Source organism: Streptomyces tamarix (genome assembly GCF_032423885.1).
In the GTDB taxonomy this organism is placed as follows: domain Bacteria; phylum Actinomycetota; class Actinomycetes; order Streptomycetales; family Streptomycetaceae; genus Streptomyces; species Streptomyces tamarix.
This window is the reverse complement of the sequence record NZ_JAWCTQ010000017.1, coordinates 81824-96302: the sequence shown is the minus strand read 5'-3', so window position 1 is coordinate 96302 and position 14479 is coordinate 81824. Positions and strand designations below refer to the sequence as shown.

Annotated in this window: 8 protein-coding genes and 1 pseudogene; 7 read left to right on the top strand and 2 right to left on the bottom strand. The window is 72.2% G+C overall.

All coding sequences use genetic code 11. The annotated features are described in order from the left end of the window. Window positions 1–3: 3 nt before the first annotated feature. The 4 genes from chvE to RND61_RS15915 are packed head-to-tail and all read left to right on the top strand — an operon-like array spanning window position 4 to window position 5125. Window positions 4–1122, top strand: coding sequence for a multiple monosaccharide ABC transporter substrate-binding protein (chvE, locus tag RND61_RS15930; RefSeq protein WP_315878610.1), 1119 nt, complete (start codon window positions 4–6; stop codon window positions 1120–1122). Beyond that, a complete protein-coding gene (mmsA, locus tag RND61_RS15925) occupies window positions 1119–2681 on the top strand; it encodes a multiple monosaccharide ABC transporter ATP-binding protein (RefSeq protein ID WP_315878609.1) in 1563 nt (520 codons plus the stop codon). Before chvE ends, mmsA begins: the two co-directional genes overlap by 4 nt. Before the next feature lie 9 nt (window positions 2682–2690). Continuing rightward, a complete protein-coding gene (mmsB, locus tag RND61_RS15920) occupies window positions 2691–3923 on the top strand; it encodes a multiple monosaccharide ABC transporter permease (RefSeq protein WP_315878608.1) in 1233 nt (410 codons plus the stop codon). Window positions 3924–3973: 50 nt separating this feature from the next. Next, a complete protein-coding gene (locus RND61_RS15915; RefSeq protein ID WP_315878607.1) occupies window positions 3974–5125 on the top strand; it encodes an aldose epimerase family protein in 1152 nt (383 codons plus the stop codon). Between the two features lie 102 nt (window positions 5126–5227). On the opposite strand, the pseudogene RND61_RS15910 reads toward RND61_RS15915, so the two are convergent. Beyond that, window positions 5228–7296, bottom strand: a pseudogene (locus RND61_RS15910) (SpoIIE family protein phosphatase). A gap of 110 nt (window positions 7297–7406) precedes the next feature. Continuing rightward, on the bottom strand, window positions 7407–10262 hold the full coding sequence (locus tag RND61_RS15905; RefSeq protein WP_315878606.1) for a glycoside hydrolase family 3 C-terminal domain-containing protein: 2856 nt from the start codon (window positions 10260–10262) through the stop codon (window positions 7407–7409). A 352-nt stretch (window positions 10263–10614) separates the two neighbouring features. On the opposite strand from RND61_RS15905, the gene RND61_RS15900 reads away from it, so the two are divergent. From RND61_RS15900 to RND61_RS15890, 3 genes are read left to right on the top strand one after another with little or no spacing between them, the layout of a single operon-like run. Continuing rightward, complete coding sequence (locus RND61_RS15900; protein WP_315878605.1) at window positions 10615–12309, top strand: extracellular solute-binding protein; 1695 nt, start codon at window positions 10615–10617, stop codon at window positions 12307–12309. Between the two features lie 25 nt (window positions 12310–12334). Beyond that, window positions 12335–13444: an ABC transporter permease gene (locus RND61_RS15895; protein WP_315878604.1), complete on the top strand. Its 1110-nt coding sequence runs from the start codon at window positions 12335–12337 to the stop codon at window positions 13442–13444. After that, window positions 13444–14358, top strand: a complete 915-nt coding sequence (locus RND61_RS15890; RefSeq protein WP_315878603.1) for a carbohydrate ABC transporter permease — start codon at window positions 13444–13446, stop codon at window positions 14356–14358. Before RND61_RS15895 ends, RND61_RS15890 begins: the two co-directional genes overlap by 1 nt. Window positions 14359–14479 lie beyond the last annotated feature (121 nt).

The following is a 14479-nucleotide window of genomic DNA, read 5'->3' as shown; positions in this document are numbered from 1 at the left end:
CCCATGCGCACCCGCACAGCCCGCGTCGCGGGCGCCGCCCTCGCGGCGGCCCTGCTCACCGTCTCGCTCACCGCCTGCGGCCAGGAGGCCCGGGGCGGCAGCCGCTACAAGCCGCCGGCCGGAAAGGGCGGCACCATCGGCCTGGCCATGCCGACCAAGGCGTCGGAGCGGTGGGTGGCCGACGGCCGGAACATGGCGGAGCAGTTCCGCAAGGCCGGGTACGAGACCGACCTGCAGTACGGCGACGACAAGGTCGAGAACCAGATCGCCCAGATCGAGAACATGATCACCAAGGGGCGGCGGCTGCTGGTGGTCGCCGCCATCGACGGTTCGGCGCTCACCGAGGTGCTCCAGCGGGCGGAGGACGCCGGGATCCCGGTGATCTCCTACGACCGGCTGATCATGGGCAGCGAGCACGTCGACTACTACGCCTCGTTCGACAACGAGCGGGTGGGCGAGCTCCAGGCCCGCTACATCGTCGACAAGCTGAAGCTGGGCGAGCCGGCGAAGGGCGCGGGCCGCCCGTACAACATCGAGCTGTTCGCCGGCTCCCCGGACGACAACAACACCAAGTACTTCTGGAACGGCGCCGTCAAGGTGCTGAAGCCCTACCTGGACAGCGGGCAACTGGTGGTCCGCAGCGGGCAGACCCGGCTGAACCAGGTGACGACGCTGCGCTGGGACGGCGGCACGGCGCAGAAGCGCATGGACGACCTGATCAGCAAGAACTACGGCGACGCGCGGGTCGACGCGGTGCTCTCCCCCTACGACGGGATCTCGATCGGCATCATCTCCGCCCTCAAGAGCGCCGGGTACGGCACGGCGGACCAGCCGTTGCCGGTGGTCACGGGGCAGGACGCGGAGCTGGCGTCGGTGAAGTCCATCATCCGGGGCGAGCAGACGCAGACGGTGTTCAAGGACACCCGCGAACTCGCCGCGAAGGCCGTGGAGATGGGCGACGCGGTGCTGAACGGGCGCAAGCCCAAGGTCAACAACACGAAGGACTACCACAACGGCAAGAAGGCCGTGCCGTCCTTCCTCCTGAACCCGGTCAGCATCGACAGGACCAACACCGAGCTCCTCGTCGACGAGGGCTACTTCACCGCCGGGCAGCTGAAGTGAGCGCCGCCCGACCGGTCCTGGAGGTGCGCGGGATCACCAAGACGTTCCCCGGCGTCACCGCGCTCTCCGAGGTGAACCTGACGGTGCGGGCCGGGGAGATCCACGCCGTCTGCGGTGAGAACGGCGCCGGCAAGTCGACGCTGATGAAGGTCCTCAGCGGTGTCCACCCGCACGGCACGTACGAGGGGGAGATCCTCTTCGAGGGCGAGCCGGTGGCGTTCAAGGACATCCGGGCCAGCGAGCGGCGCGGCGTCGTCATCATCCACCAGGAGCTGGCGCTGGTGCCGTACCTGTCGATCGCCGAGAACATCTTCCTCGGCAACGAGCGCGCCGCCCGCGGGATCGTCGACTGGAACGAGACGCTGCGCGAGGCGGGCCGGCTGCTGAAGCGGGTGGGTCTGGCCGAGAACCCGCAGACGCCGGTCTCGGAGCTGGGCGTCGGCAAGCAGCAGCTCGTGGAGATCGCCAAGGCGCTGTCGAAGGAGGTGCGGCTGCTCATCCTGGACGAGCCGACGGCCGCGCTGAACGACGAGGACAGCGCCAAGCTGCTGGAGCTCATCCTGGAGCTGCGGGAGCAGGGCATCGCGAGCATCATCATCTCGCACAAGCTGAACGAGGTGCGGCGGATCGCGGACGCGGTGACGATCCTGCGCGACGGGCGCACCATCGAGACTCTGACCGTGCGCGGGACGCCGCAGGACGAGCCGGAGCTCTCGGAGGACCGGATCATCCGCGGCATGGTCGGCCGCGACCTCGACCAGCGGTTCCCCGAGCGGACCGGGTACACCGGCGAGGACGCGGGGCAGGTCGCGCTCGCGGTGCGCGGGTGGACGGTGCGGCACCCGGTGGACCAGCAGCGGACGGTCGTCGACGACGTGTCGCTGACGGTGCGGCGCGGGGAGATCGTGGGCATCGCCGGGCTGATGGGCGCGGGCCGCACCGAACTGGCGATGTCCGTGTTCGGCCGCTCCTACGGGCGGTACGTCTCCGGCACCGTGGAGGTCGGCGGCCGGGAGGTGGCGACGCGGACGGTGCCCGAGGCGATCGCCGCCGGCATCGCGTACGTCACGGAGGACCGCAAGCAGTACGGCCTCAACCTCATCGACAACGTCAACCGCAACATCTCCCTGGCGTCGCTGACCGGGATGCGGCGGCGCGGCGTCGTCGACGAGCACCACGAGCGGCGGGTCGCGGAGCGGTACCGCACCACGATGAACATCAAGACGCCGACGGTGTTCGAGCAGGTGGGGCGGTTGTCCGGCGGCAACCAGCAGAAGGTCGTCCTCAGCAAGTGGATCCACGCCGACCCCGAGGTGCTGATCCTCGACGAGCCGACGCGCGGCATCGACGTCGGCGCCAAGTACGAGATCTACACCGTCATCGACCGGCTGGCGGCACAGGGCAAGGCGGTGCTCTTCATCTCCTCCGAACTGCCGGAACTGCTCGGGATGTGCGACCGGATCTACACGATGGCCGAAGGCCGGCTGACCGGTGAGGTCGACCGCGCCCACGCCACCCAGGAAGTCCTGATGCGACAGATGACCATGAACAGAAGCTGAGGCCCCGCCATGACCACCACGACCACTTCCCCGAAGGGCGCGGCGTCCGGACCGTCGTCCGCGCGGCCGTCGACGCGCGAGGTGCTCCTGCGGGGGCTGCGCGGCAACATGCGGCAGTACGGCATGCTGATCGCGCTCGCGTTCATCGTCGTGCTGTTCCAGGTGTGGACCGACGGCACGCTGCTGCTGCCGAACAACGTCTCCAACCTGATCCAGCAGAACAGCTACATCCTCATCCTTGCCATGGGCATGATGATCGTCATCATCGCCGGGCACATCGACCTGTCCGTCGGCTCGCTCGTCGCCTTCGTGGGGGCCCTGTCGGCGGTGATGATGGTCAAGCACGACATCCCGTGGGTGCCGGCGCTGATCCTCTCGCTGCTCGTCGGCGCGCTCGCGGGCGCCTGGCAGGGGTACTTCATCGCGTACCTCGGCATCCCCTCGTTCATCGTGACGCTCGCGGGCATGCTGCTGTTCCGCGGACTGACGCAGATCGTGCTGGAGGGCCAGTCGATCGCGCCGTTCCCGGAGGGCTTCCAGAACCTCGCCAAGGGGTTCATCCCGGAGATGGGCCCGTACACGCAGTACCACAACCCGACGCTGCTCCTCGGGCTGGTCGCCGTCGTGTTCCTGCTGCTGCGGGAGTGGCGGGACCGCCGGCGGCAGCTCGCCTACGAGCTGGACGTGGCGCCGACCGGGGTGTGGGTGCTGAAGTGCGTGGCGATCACCGCCGCCGTGACGGCGTTCACGCTGACGCTGGCGTCGTTCCATGGCGTGCCGGTCGTGATGCTCATCATGTGCGTGCTGCTCATCGGCCTCGGGTACGTGATGCGCAACGCCGTCGTCGGCCGCCACGTGTACGCGCTCGGCGGCAACAAGGCCGCCGCGAAGCTGTCCGGCGTCAAGGACAAGCGGGTCACGTTCCTCGTCTTCGTCAACATGGGCGTGCTGGCCGCCCTGGCGGGGTGCGTGTACGCGGCACGGCTCAACGCGGGCACCCCGCAGGCCGGCCTCAACTTCGAACTGGAGGCCATCGCCGCGGCGTTCATCGGCGGCGCGTCCATGAGCGGCGGCGTCGGCACGGTGATGGGCGCCGTCATCGGCGGACTGGTGCTGGGCGTGCTCAACAACGGCATGTCCCTGGTCGGCATCGGCACGGACTACCAGCAGGTCATCAAGGGCCTGGTGCTGTTGGCCGCGGTCGGTTTCGACGTCTGGAACAAGCGCAGGGCCGGCAAGTGACTCCCCCTTCACCCCCTTCACCGGTTTCCCCTCCCCCTCAAGGAGCCGCAATGGAAACGAGCAGACGCACCGTCCTGGCGGCGGCCGCCGCCGCGGGCCTCACCGCGGTCGCCGCCCCGGGCACCGCCCACGCGCAGGAAGGCAGGACACCCGTGAGAGAGCACTTCGGCACCCTCGCCGACGGCACCCGGGTCCACCGCTGGACGCTGGAGAACGGCGGCACCCGCATGCGGGTGCTGTCGTACGGCGGCATCGTCCAGTCGCTGGAGGTGCCGGACCGGCGCGGCCGGTACGCCAACGTGTCGTTGGGCTTCGACCGGCTCGAGGAGTACGTGGCGTCCAGCCCGTACTTCGGGGCGCTCATCGGCCGGTACGGCAACCGGATCGGCGGCGGCCGCTACACCCTGGACGGGCGCGAGTACCGGCTGTCGGTGAACGACGGGCCCAACAGCCTGCACGGCGGGGCGGCCGGCTTCGACAAGCGGGTGTGGGACGTGGAGCCGTTCCGCTCCCCCGCCGGGGTCGGCCTGGTGCTGCGGTACGTGAGCGCCGACGGCGAGATGGGCCACCCGGGCCGGCTCGACACGACCGTCACGTACACCCTGACCGGGGAGGGCGACTGGCGGATCGACTACGCGGCCACCACCGACCGGCCCACCGTCGTCAACCTGACCAACCACACGTACTTCAACCTCGCCGGCGAGGGCTCCGGCGACGTCCTCGGCCACGAGCTGCGGATCGCCGCGTCCCGCTACACGCCCACCGACACGACGCTGATCCCGACCGGGGAGCTGGCGAAGGTGGCGGGCACGCCGTTCGACTTCCGGCAGGGCAAGCCGATCGGCCGCGACATCCGCACGGCGCACCCGCAACTGGTCGGCGCGCAGGGGTACGACCACAACTGGGTCCTCGACAAGGGCGCCACCCGCGCCCCCGGGTACGCGGCGACGCTGCGCGACCCCGGGTCGGGCCGGACCCTGCGGATCACGACGACCGAGCCGGGCCTGCAGTTCTACTCGGGGAACTTCCTCGACGGCACGCTGTCCGGGCCGTCGGGGCGCACCTACCGGCAGGGCGACGGGCTGTGCCTGGAGACCCAGCACTTCCCGGACTCGCCGAACAGGCCGGAGTTCCCGTCGACGGTGCTGCGGCCCGGCGAGACGTACCGCTCGGCGACGGTGCACCGCTTCTCCGCGCGGTGAGGGCGGCGCGGTGAGGGCGGCGCGGGCACGTGCGGCGGTGCCCGCGCCGCGCCGTGCCGTGCGTGCGCCGGTGCGGGCGGGCCGGCGACCGGGAGGCGCGCGTCAGGAGCGGGTGCGCAGCAGGACGAGGGCCATGTCGTCGTCGCGGGGCGCGGTGCGGCGGGCGTGGTCGACGAGGGCGTCGGCGAGCGCGTCCAGGTCGTCCGGGGCGCCGCGGGAGAGCCGGGCGGCGAGGTCGGCGGTGGTCTCGTCGAGGCTCACCCCGGGCACCTCGACCAGCCCGTCGGTGTAGAGCGCGAGGAGCGCCCCGGGGGGAAGCGGGACCTCCGTCTCCGGGTACGCGGCGCCGGGGTCGATGCCGAGGAGCAGTCCGGGCGGTACCTCCAGGACCCCGGTGGTGCCGTCGGCGTGCCGGCACAGCGGCGGGGGTGCCCGGCCGTGGCGATGACGGCGCGGCGCCGGGTCAGGTCCAGGTGCGCGTAGAGGCAGCTGGTGAACAGGCCCGGGTCCAGGTCGAGGATGAGCCGGTTGGTGCGGGCCAGGACCTCGCCGGGCGCCGCGCCCGCCGTCGCGTGGACGGCGGTGCGGACCTGGCCCATGAGGGCTGCCGCGTCGACGTTGTGGCCCTGGACGTCGCCGATGGTGACCGCGGCGGCGGTGTCGCCGAGCCGGATCACGTCGTAGAAGTCGCCGCCGATGCCCATGCCGACGGCGGCGGGCAGGTAGCGGGCGGCCACGCCCAGGCCGGGGACGCTCGGCAGGCTGTGCGGGAGGAGGCCGGCCTGGAGGCGGTGGGCGAGGTCGTTCTTGGCGTCGTACAGCCGGGCCCGGTCGAGGGCCTGCGCGATCAGGCCGGCCAGGGAGGTGAGGACGGCGCGCTCCGGGGAGTGGAACGGGCGGGGCCTGCCGTAGCCGAGGACGAGCGCCCCGACGGGCCGGCCGGACGCGATGAGGGGGACGTACGCCCAGGCGCCCTCCGGCGTCTGGTGGCGCGCGCGGGGGTGGGCGGCGCGCAGTTCCCCGGCGTTGCGGAAGAACAGCGCCGTACCGGTGGTGAACGCCCGCACCTCGGGGGTGTCCGCGCTGAGCGGGACGGAGTGCAGCGCCTCGGCGAGCGTGGGATCGCGTCCGCCGTGCCCGACCAGCCGCAGCCGGCCGTCCTCCGCGGCGAGCAGGGCGAGCGCCTCGGCGCCGAGGGCGGGGGTGAGCTGCTCGACGGTCTGCTCGGCGACGTCCTTGACGCCCACGGCCTCGGTGAACAGGGCCGCCAGGTGCATCAGGTGGTAGAGGCCGCCGGCCCGGCCGGTGACCACGGGCGCCGGGGCGTTCCGGCCCGGCGCCTCGGCGTCCCGCGCGGCGCCGGGCGGGGCGGCCGGGGTGCCGGGCAGCGGGGTGATGCGGACGCTGATGCCGGTGGCGTCCGGGTGGAGGCGGAAGCGCAGGCGGTGGCCGGGCGGGCGCACGGCGGTGAACGCGGTGGTCTCCCGGCTGATGAGCGCGGCCCGGTAGCGGTCCTCCACCACGGCGTCGTCCAGCCAGGGCAGCGCCTCCCACGGCAGGGCGCCGAGGAGGTCCGCCGCGGGCAGGCCGAGGAGGTCGGCGCCGGCCCGGGTGACGAAGGTGATACGGCCGTCGAGGTCGAGGGCGCAGCTCCCGCCGGGCAGCCGGTCGGCGAAGGCCAGGGCGGCGGTGGCCCGGTCGGTGACGGGCGGGGTGCCGCGGGGGTGGACCACGAGGGGCCGGAGGGCCGGCTGCACGGGGCGGCCCGCGCGGGCGGCCCCGTCGAGGACGGCGGCCATCCGCTCGGCGCCCTCCCGCAGGGCCCGCGCCTCGTCCCCGGTGAGCGTCGGCGGGTGGGAGGCCGGCCACAGCATGACGAGCCCGCCCCGGACCGGGTCGCCGGTGGTGACGGGGACGGCGGCCAGGGAGAACCGGTACGGCAGGACCAGCCCCGGCCGGGGGTAGCGGCGGGCCATCTCCTCCTGGTCGCCCAGCCACACCAGGCGGTCCCGGGACACGGCGTCCGCGACGGGGACGGGGTCGTCGAGCGCCACCCGGGTCCACGGCGCGGCGATGTCCAGGGGCACGCCGCTCAGGACGGTGAGGCGCAGCGCCCGGTCGTCCGGGGACAGCAGGTAGAGCATGCCGACGGAGGCGCCGGTGTCCTCCATGAGGGCCGCCAGGGCTGCGCCCAGCTCCCGTGTCTCCGGCCGCACGCTACGCTCCACGCCTCCAGCGTGCCCCGCCGGGCCGCGGGGCGCAGTCCGGCGGGGCGGGGCGGTCAGCCGGCGGCCGGGGCGAACCGCAGCCCGGCGAGGCGGACGGTGCCGGTCAGGGTGACCCGGAGGTCCTGGACGCCGCGCGCGTCGACGGTCGTCTCCAGGTCGGCGTAGGCGTACGGGCCGCCCGGCACCGCCGCGTCGACGCGGCCGAGTTCGGTGCCGTCCGCGAGGGCCAGGGCGACCGTGCCCGTGCCGGAGACCTCCAGGGTGGCCGCGCGCACCCCGGCGCCGAGGTCGCAGCGGCGGTAGAGCAACTCGCCCGCTCCCCCGTCGTCGGGGATGACGCAGTCGCCGGAGTCCTTGGCGCGGTCGGCGATCACGGTGCCGCGCTGCTCGTCGTAGTCGGCGGCGGCCAGGCCGCGCTCCAGGACCGGGCGGGGGGCGGGGGGCGGGCCGTCGACCCGCAGTCCGGTCTCCAGGCGGAGGTCCGCGCTGGACGCGCCGGCCAGGAACGCGTACGTGCCGGGCTCCACCGTCCAGCGGCCGTGGGCGACGTCCCAGAAGCCCATCGCAAGGACCGGCACCTCGAACTCCAGCCGCCGCCCGGCGCCGGGCGCGAGGTGGAGGCGGCGGTGGGCGACGAGCTCGCGGTGCGGTCGCGGGACGGTCGGGTCGACGGCGCGGACGTACACCTGGGCGACCTCGTCGGAGGCGACGGGGCCGGTGTTGGTGACGGTGAACGCCACGTGGACCGTGTCGCCTCGGCGCTCCGCGGTGAGGTCCGCGTAGGCGAACGTCGTGTACGTCAGGCCGTGGCCGAAGGGGAACAGCGGGCGGCCGTCGAAGTAGAGGTACGTCTGGCGACCGCCGATGACGTCGTAGTCGAACAGGTCCGGCAGGTCGGCGTCGGCGGCGTACCAGGTCTGGGGCAGCCGGCCGGCCGGGGAGACGTCGCCGGCGAGGACGCGGGCCAGCGCGGTGCCGGCGGCCTGTCCGCCGTGGGCGGTCCACAGCAGGGCGGGCAGCTCGGCGGCGGCGTCCGGGACCGCGTACGGGTAGGAGGAGGAGAGGACCAGGACGGTGCGGGGGTTGGCGGCGCGGGCGGCGCGCCAGAGCCGGTCCTGCGCCCCGGGCAGGGCGAGGGTGGTGCGGTCCTCGGTCTCGCGGCCGTTGATGTGCGGGTCGTTGCCGGCGACGACGATGACGACGTCGGCGGCCTCGGCGGCGGCGGCGACCTCGTCCACGCCGCGGCGGACGGTCTCGACGGTGAAGACGGTCGGGGTTTCCTCGCCTTCGGCGGCAACCTTCGCGCCGTCGGCGGCGACGGAGACGTGACCCCCCGTTCCGATGTGCCGAAGGAGGTGGCCGTCGCCGTGCGGTTCGAGCCGGAACGTCTCCTGGACGACCCAGCCGCCGGGCTGGTCCGCGGAGGCCCGTACGCGGCGGTCGTCGGCGACGGAGAGGTAGAGGCCGCCGGGGGCGCGCAGCGTGAGGACGCCGCCGCCCCAGTCGGTGAGGGCGAACTCGGTGCCCTCGGCGTCGGCGGTGAGCGGCGGCAGGTCGGTGCGCCCGGCGAGCAGGGCCGGGTCGAGGGCGCCCTCGGCGCCGCGCGCGGCCGTCTGGGCGGTCCCGCCCGCCTCGGGCACGCGCAGGAGGCCGGCGGCGCAGCGGAGGCGCACCACGTCGGCGCCCTCGGCGTGGGTGACCCGGTCGGCGCCGAACCGGTCGCGGATCCCGTCGAGGGGGCTGGAGCGGTGGATGAGGGTGCCGCTGTACCAGTCGAGCTTGCACTCGTCGGCGAGCGGGCCGACGACGGCGACGCGCTGCCCGGCGGTCGGGTCGAGGGGCAGGAGGCCGTCGTTGGTGAGGAGGACGACGGCCTGCTCGGCGGCCTCCAGGGCCAGGGCGCGGTGCTCGGCGGTGTCGAAGGCGTCGGTGTCGGCGTACGGGTCGAGGTCGGGGTCGAACTCGCCGAGCGCGAAGCGGACGTGGAGCTGGCGGCGTACGGCGGCGTCGATGTCGGACGCGTCGAGGAGGCCGCGGTCGAGGGCGCCGCGCACCCGGGCGGTGATCTTCGAGCCGTCGGTGCCGTGGTCGGTGAAGCTGTCGACGCCGGCGCGCAGGGCGGCGGCGGTGGCCTCCTCGTGGGTGTCGAAGTAGTGCTCGGAGTCGACGAGGTTGCTGGGCGCGCCCGCGTCGGAGCAGACGAGGAGCTCCTGGTCGGTCCAGGTGCGCAGGTGCTCGCGCAGATAGGGCGAGACGTGGTTGGGGCGGCCGTTGACCAGGTTGTAGGCGGGCATGACGCCGGCGACGGCGCCCGCCTCGACGGCGGTGCGGAAGGCCCGCAGGTCGTACTCGTGCAGGACGCGGGGGCGCACGGAGGCGGAGCTCGTGTCGCGGTCGGTCTCGTTGTTGTGGGCGAGCCAGTGCTTGAGGACCGGGGCGGTGCGCCAGTACACGGGGTGGTCGCCGCGCAGGCCGCGCGTGTAGGCGGTGGCGATGGCCGAGGTCAGGGTGGGGTCCTCGGAGTAGCCCTCCTCGCCGCGGCCCCACAGGGGGTTGCGCAGGAGGTTGACGGTGGGCGCCCAGACGTTGAGGCCGACGCGCTCGTCCCGGGCGCGCATCGCCCGGACCTCGGTGGAGACGGCTTCGCCGACACGGCGGACGAGGTCCTCGTTCCAGGTGGCGCCGAGGCCGACGGCCTGGGGGAAGACGGTGGCGGGGCCCATCCAGGCGACGCCGTGGAGGGCCTCCTGGCCGGTGCGGAACGCGGGCACGCCCAGGCGGTCCACGGCGGGCGCGAACTGGTGGAGCAGCGCGACGCGCTCGTCGAGCGTGAGCCGCCCGAGCAGGTCGTCGACGCGCTTGCCGAAGGGCAGCCGCGGGTCGCGGAAGGGCAGCCGGTCTGCGGTCACGTGGGGTTCCCCTTGTGGATGTTCTTGAGCGATCTTTCGAAGCGCTTCGATGCTCGGTTGCGTTCACTGCGAGTGTCAAGACACACCGTGACAACATCTCGATTGCGTCCCTGTACCTCAGCACTCATAAGGAATCCGCTGCTCCGAGGAATCTTGCCGACCACCCTTGTGCGCCCGGTTGCGTTCACTTAACCTCGCAGCAACATCGAAGCGCTTCGACTAAAAGCGCAGCCTGCACCGGCCGTGTGCGGCGAACGCTTCGAATCAGCCAGTGCCGTACGTCCCGTCTCAGACACCGCAGCCGACCGGCGGACACGCCGGGTGTCCTGGCGCGCCACGAAGGGTTGACGCAATGACGCCGAGCTCCCCCTCACCCCGCACCTCCGGCCCCAGCCGGAGGAGCTTCCTGGCCTCGACGGCGGTCGCCGCCGCCGCGGTGGCGGGCGGGGTGCCCCTCCTCGCCGCCTGCGGAGGAAGCGGGCAGAGCGAGCGGAAGGACGGCGCCACCTCGGGCAAGGACGCCGCCAAGATCCTCCCGACGTACGTGCCCCAGGACATCGTCAAGCCCGACATCCCGGCGAAGAACGGTTCCGCCGCCGGCTTCACCACCGCCATCGCGGCGGCGCAGCTGAAGACCTCGGTGCCGGAGAAGCTCGGCAAGGGCAGCACCGTCAGGATCATGGCGCCGATGTGGGGCTCGCCCCCGAAGAGCGACAACCCCTGGTACCGCGCGATGGACGAGGCCATCGGCGTCAAGACGCAGTGGCAGAACCAGGACGGCAACACGTACGACGAGAAGCTCGGTGCCGTGCTCGCCTCCAGCGAGATACCCGACGTCGTGGTCGTGCCGGGCTGGAACCTCACCGGCAAGATCCCCAGCGCGGTCAACGCCAAGTTCGCCGACCTCGGCCCGCACCTGTCGGGCGACAAGGTGAAGGACTTCCCGAACCTGGCCGCCGTCCCCACCGACGCCTGGCAGCGGTCGATCTTCGGCGGCGCGCTGCGCGGCATCCCGATGCCCGCCTCGTACGTGATCAACATCGTGCCGTTCTACCGGCGGGACGTCTTCGAGAAGCGCGGCTACCAGGTGCCCAAGAGCGCCGACGAGTTCCTCGCCTGGGCGAAGGAGGCCACCAGCGCCAAGGCGAAGGTGTGGGCCTGCGACGACATGAAGTGGACCGCCTTCAACTCCTTCGGGGTCTTCCCCGGCAGCGACAAGGCGCTGTGGTGGGACATGGTCGACGGCAAGCTCGTCAACCGGATCGAGACCGAGCAGTACCTCGAGGCGCTGGAGTGGGTCCGGAAGCTGTACGCGGCGAACGTCGTGCACCCCGACGCCAAGGCGCAGAACCAGGGCGACTCCGGCAACCGGTTCACCGCCGGCCAGGTCCTCGTCTACAACAACGACCTCTCCCACTGGTACGTCAAGAGCATCGAGCAGGCCCAGCAGAACCCCGACTTCGCGATGGGCGCGATGGACATCTTCGGCCACGACGGGTCGGCGCCGAAGCTCTACGCCCAGCAGCCGGCGAACATCTTCGCCTTCGTCAGCAACAAGGCGTCCGAGGCGGTCGTCCGGGACTTCCTGGCCATCGCCAACTTCTGCGCGGCGCCGTACGGCACGAAGGAGCGCCTGCTCACCGACTACGGCGTCGAGGGGACCCACCACACGGTGCAGAAGGGCATGCCGGTCAAGAACGACACCGGCCACCTCCAGGTGACGGGCGCGTTCGACCTGGTCGGCGACCCGGCTCCGTACCGGGCGCACCCGGACCGCCCCGACCTGGTCAAGGCGGAGGTCGAGTGGCAGCAGCGGATGGGCGCCTTCACGAAGAAGACCGCGTTCTACGGGCTGACGGTCACCGAGCCGAGCCGCTGGACCAACCTCGCGGACGACTTCGAGCAGTTGGAGGACGACGTCGTGCGCGGTCGCAAGAAGATCAGCGACGTCCAGCAGGCCGTGTCGGAGTGGCGGAGCGGCGGCGGCGACAAGCTGCGCGACTGGTACCGCAAGCTGCTCGACGACGCGGGCTCCGCCTCGAACTGACACGTCGACACGCAAGGAGAGAACCGTGTCGCAGCACAGCACGGTACCGGGCGCCCAGCCCGCCCGGGACGGCGCCGCACAGGAAGGGGCGCCGCCCCGCGGCTCCGTCCCCGGCCCCGGTTCCGCCGGGGCGGCGGAGGCCGGGACCGCCGGGGCCCCGCCGGGGAAGCGCCGCGCCGCCGGGGAGGCGACCGGCGGCGGGGGAGGGAAGGTGAGCCTGCGGATCAGGTTCCGGCGGGACCGGACGCTCGTCCTGATGACGCTGCCGGCGCTGCTGCTGGTCCTGGTCTTCAACTACGTGCCCGTCCTGGGCAACGTGGTCGCGTTCCAGGACTACGACCCGTACCTCAGCGACAACGGCTTCGTCGCCATGCTGGAGAGCCCGTGGATCGGGTTCGAGAACTTCGAGCGGATCTTCTCCGACTCGGCGTTCTGGCGGGCGGTGGAGAACACCCTGGTGCTGTTCCTCCTCCAGTTGGTGCTGTTCTTCCCGGTGCCGATCGTGCTGGCGCTGCTGATCAACAGCATCATCCGGCCGCGGGTGCGGGCGGTCGCCCAGGCGATCATGTACCTCCCGCACTTCTTCTCGTGGGTCCTGGTCATCACCGTCTTCCAGCAGATCTTCGGCGGCGCGGGCATCATCGCGCAGACGCTGCGGCAGCACGGCATCGAGGGCTTCGACCTGATGACCGACCCGGGGATCTTCAAGTTCCTGGTCACCTCCGAGGGCATCTGGAAGGACGCCGGCTGGGGCATCATCGTGTTCCTCGCCGCGCTGTCCGCGGTCAGCCAGGACCTGTACGAGGCGGCGGCGATGGACGGCGCCGGGCGCTGGCGGCGGATGTGGCACGTGACGCTGCCCGCGCTGCGCCCGGTGATCGCCCTGCTGCTGGTGCTGCGCGTCGGCGACGCGCTGACCGTGGGCTTCGAGCAGTTGCTGCTGCAACGGGACGCGGTCGGGCCGGACGCGGCGGAGGTGCTGGACACCTACGTGTGGTGGAACGGCATCCGCAACCAGGACTTCGGCTACGCCGCCGCGGCGGGCCTCGTGAAGGGTGTCGTCGGCCTGGGGCTGGTCCTCGCGGCGAACAAGGTCGCCCATCTCATGGGCGAGCAGGGGGTGTACAAGAAGTGATGTCGGCACTGCGCAGGGGATGGGCGGCCCCGCCCCGCCCCGTGTGGGAGGAGGAGCCCCGCAAGGCGGGGCTCGCCGCCAAGGGGATCGTGCTCGCCGGGGCCTGCCTGGCGATCCTGTTCCCGCTGTGGATCGTGATCGTCACGAGCCTCTCCTCCCGTCAGGCGATCACTGAGGCCGGCGGCCTCGTCGTGATCCCGAAGGACATCACCTTCGTCGCGTACCAGGAGCTGTTGAGCGGCGGCCAGGTGCAGCGGGCGGCGCTGATCAGCGTGGGCGTGACCGTGGTCGGCACGCTGTTCAGCATGGCCGTGTCGGTGCTGTGCGCCTACGGCCTGTCGCGGTCCGGGACGACGGGGCACCGCTGGATCCTGATGACGCTGCTGGCGACGATGTTCTTCGGCGCCGGGTTGATCCCGACGTACCTGCTGGTGCAGGCGCTGGGGCTGACCGACACGTACCTGGCGCTGATCCTGCCGAGCGCGGTGAGCGTCTTCAACATCCTGGTGCTGCGGGCGTTCTTCATGAACATCTCGCAGGAGCTGATCGACAGTGCGCGGATCGACGGCGCCGGCGACTTCCGGATCCTCTGGCAGATCGTCATGCCGCTGTCCCGCGCGGTGATCGCGGTGATCGCGCTGTTCTACGCGGTCGGGTACTGGAGCGCGTGGTTCAACGCCTCGATCTACCTCACGGACCAGGACATGATGCCGCTGCAGAACGTCATGATCCAGATCGTGCAGAAGCAGGAGCCGCCGACCGGCCTGGCCCAGATGATCAGGACCAACCAGTTGTCGCCGCTCTCCGTCCAGATGGCCGTCATGGTGCTGGCGCTGGTCCCGGTCGCGATCGCCTCGCCGTTCGTGCAGAAGCACTTCAAGAAGGGGATGCTGACCGGCGCGGTCAAGGGCTGATCCGGGCCCGCCCCAGCCCCGCTCCCCCACCCGTACCGGCGTCTGCCGGGGTGTGAACCCCCCCGTCCCGGCAGACGCCCACCCAGCCGTGGCCTCCCCGTCCCACCCGGCCGTGTCCTCC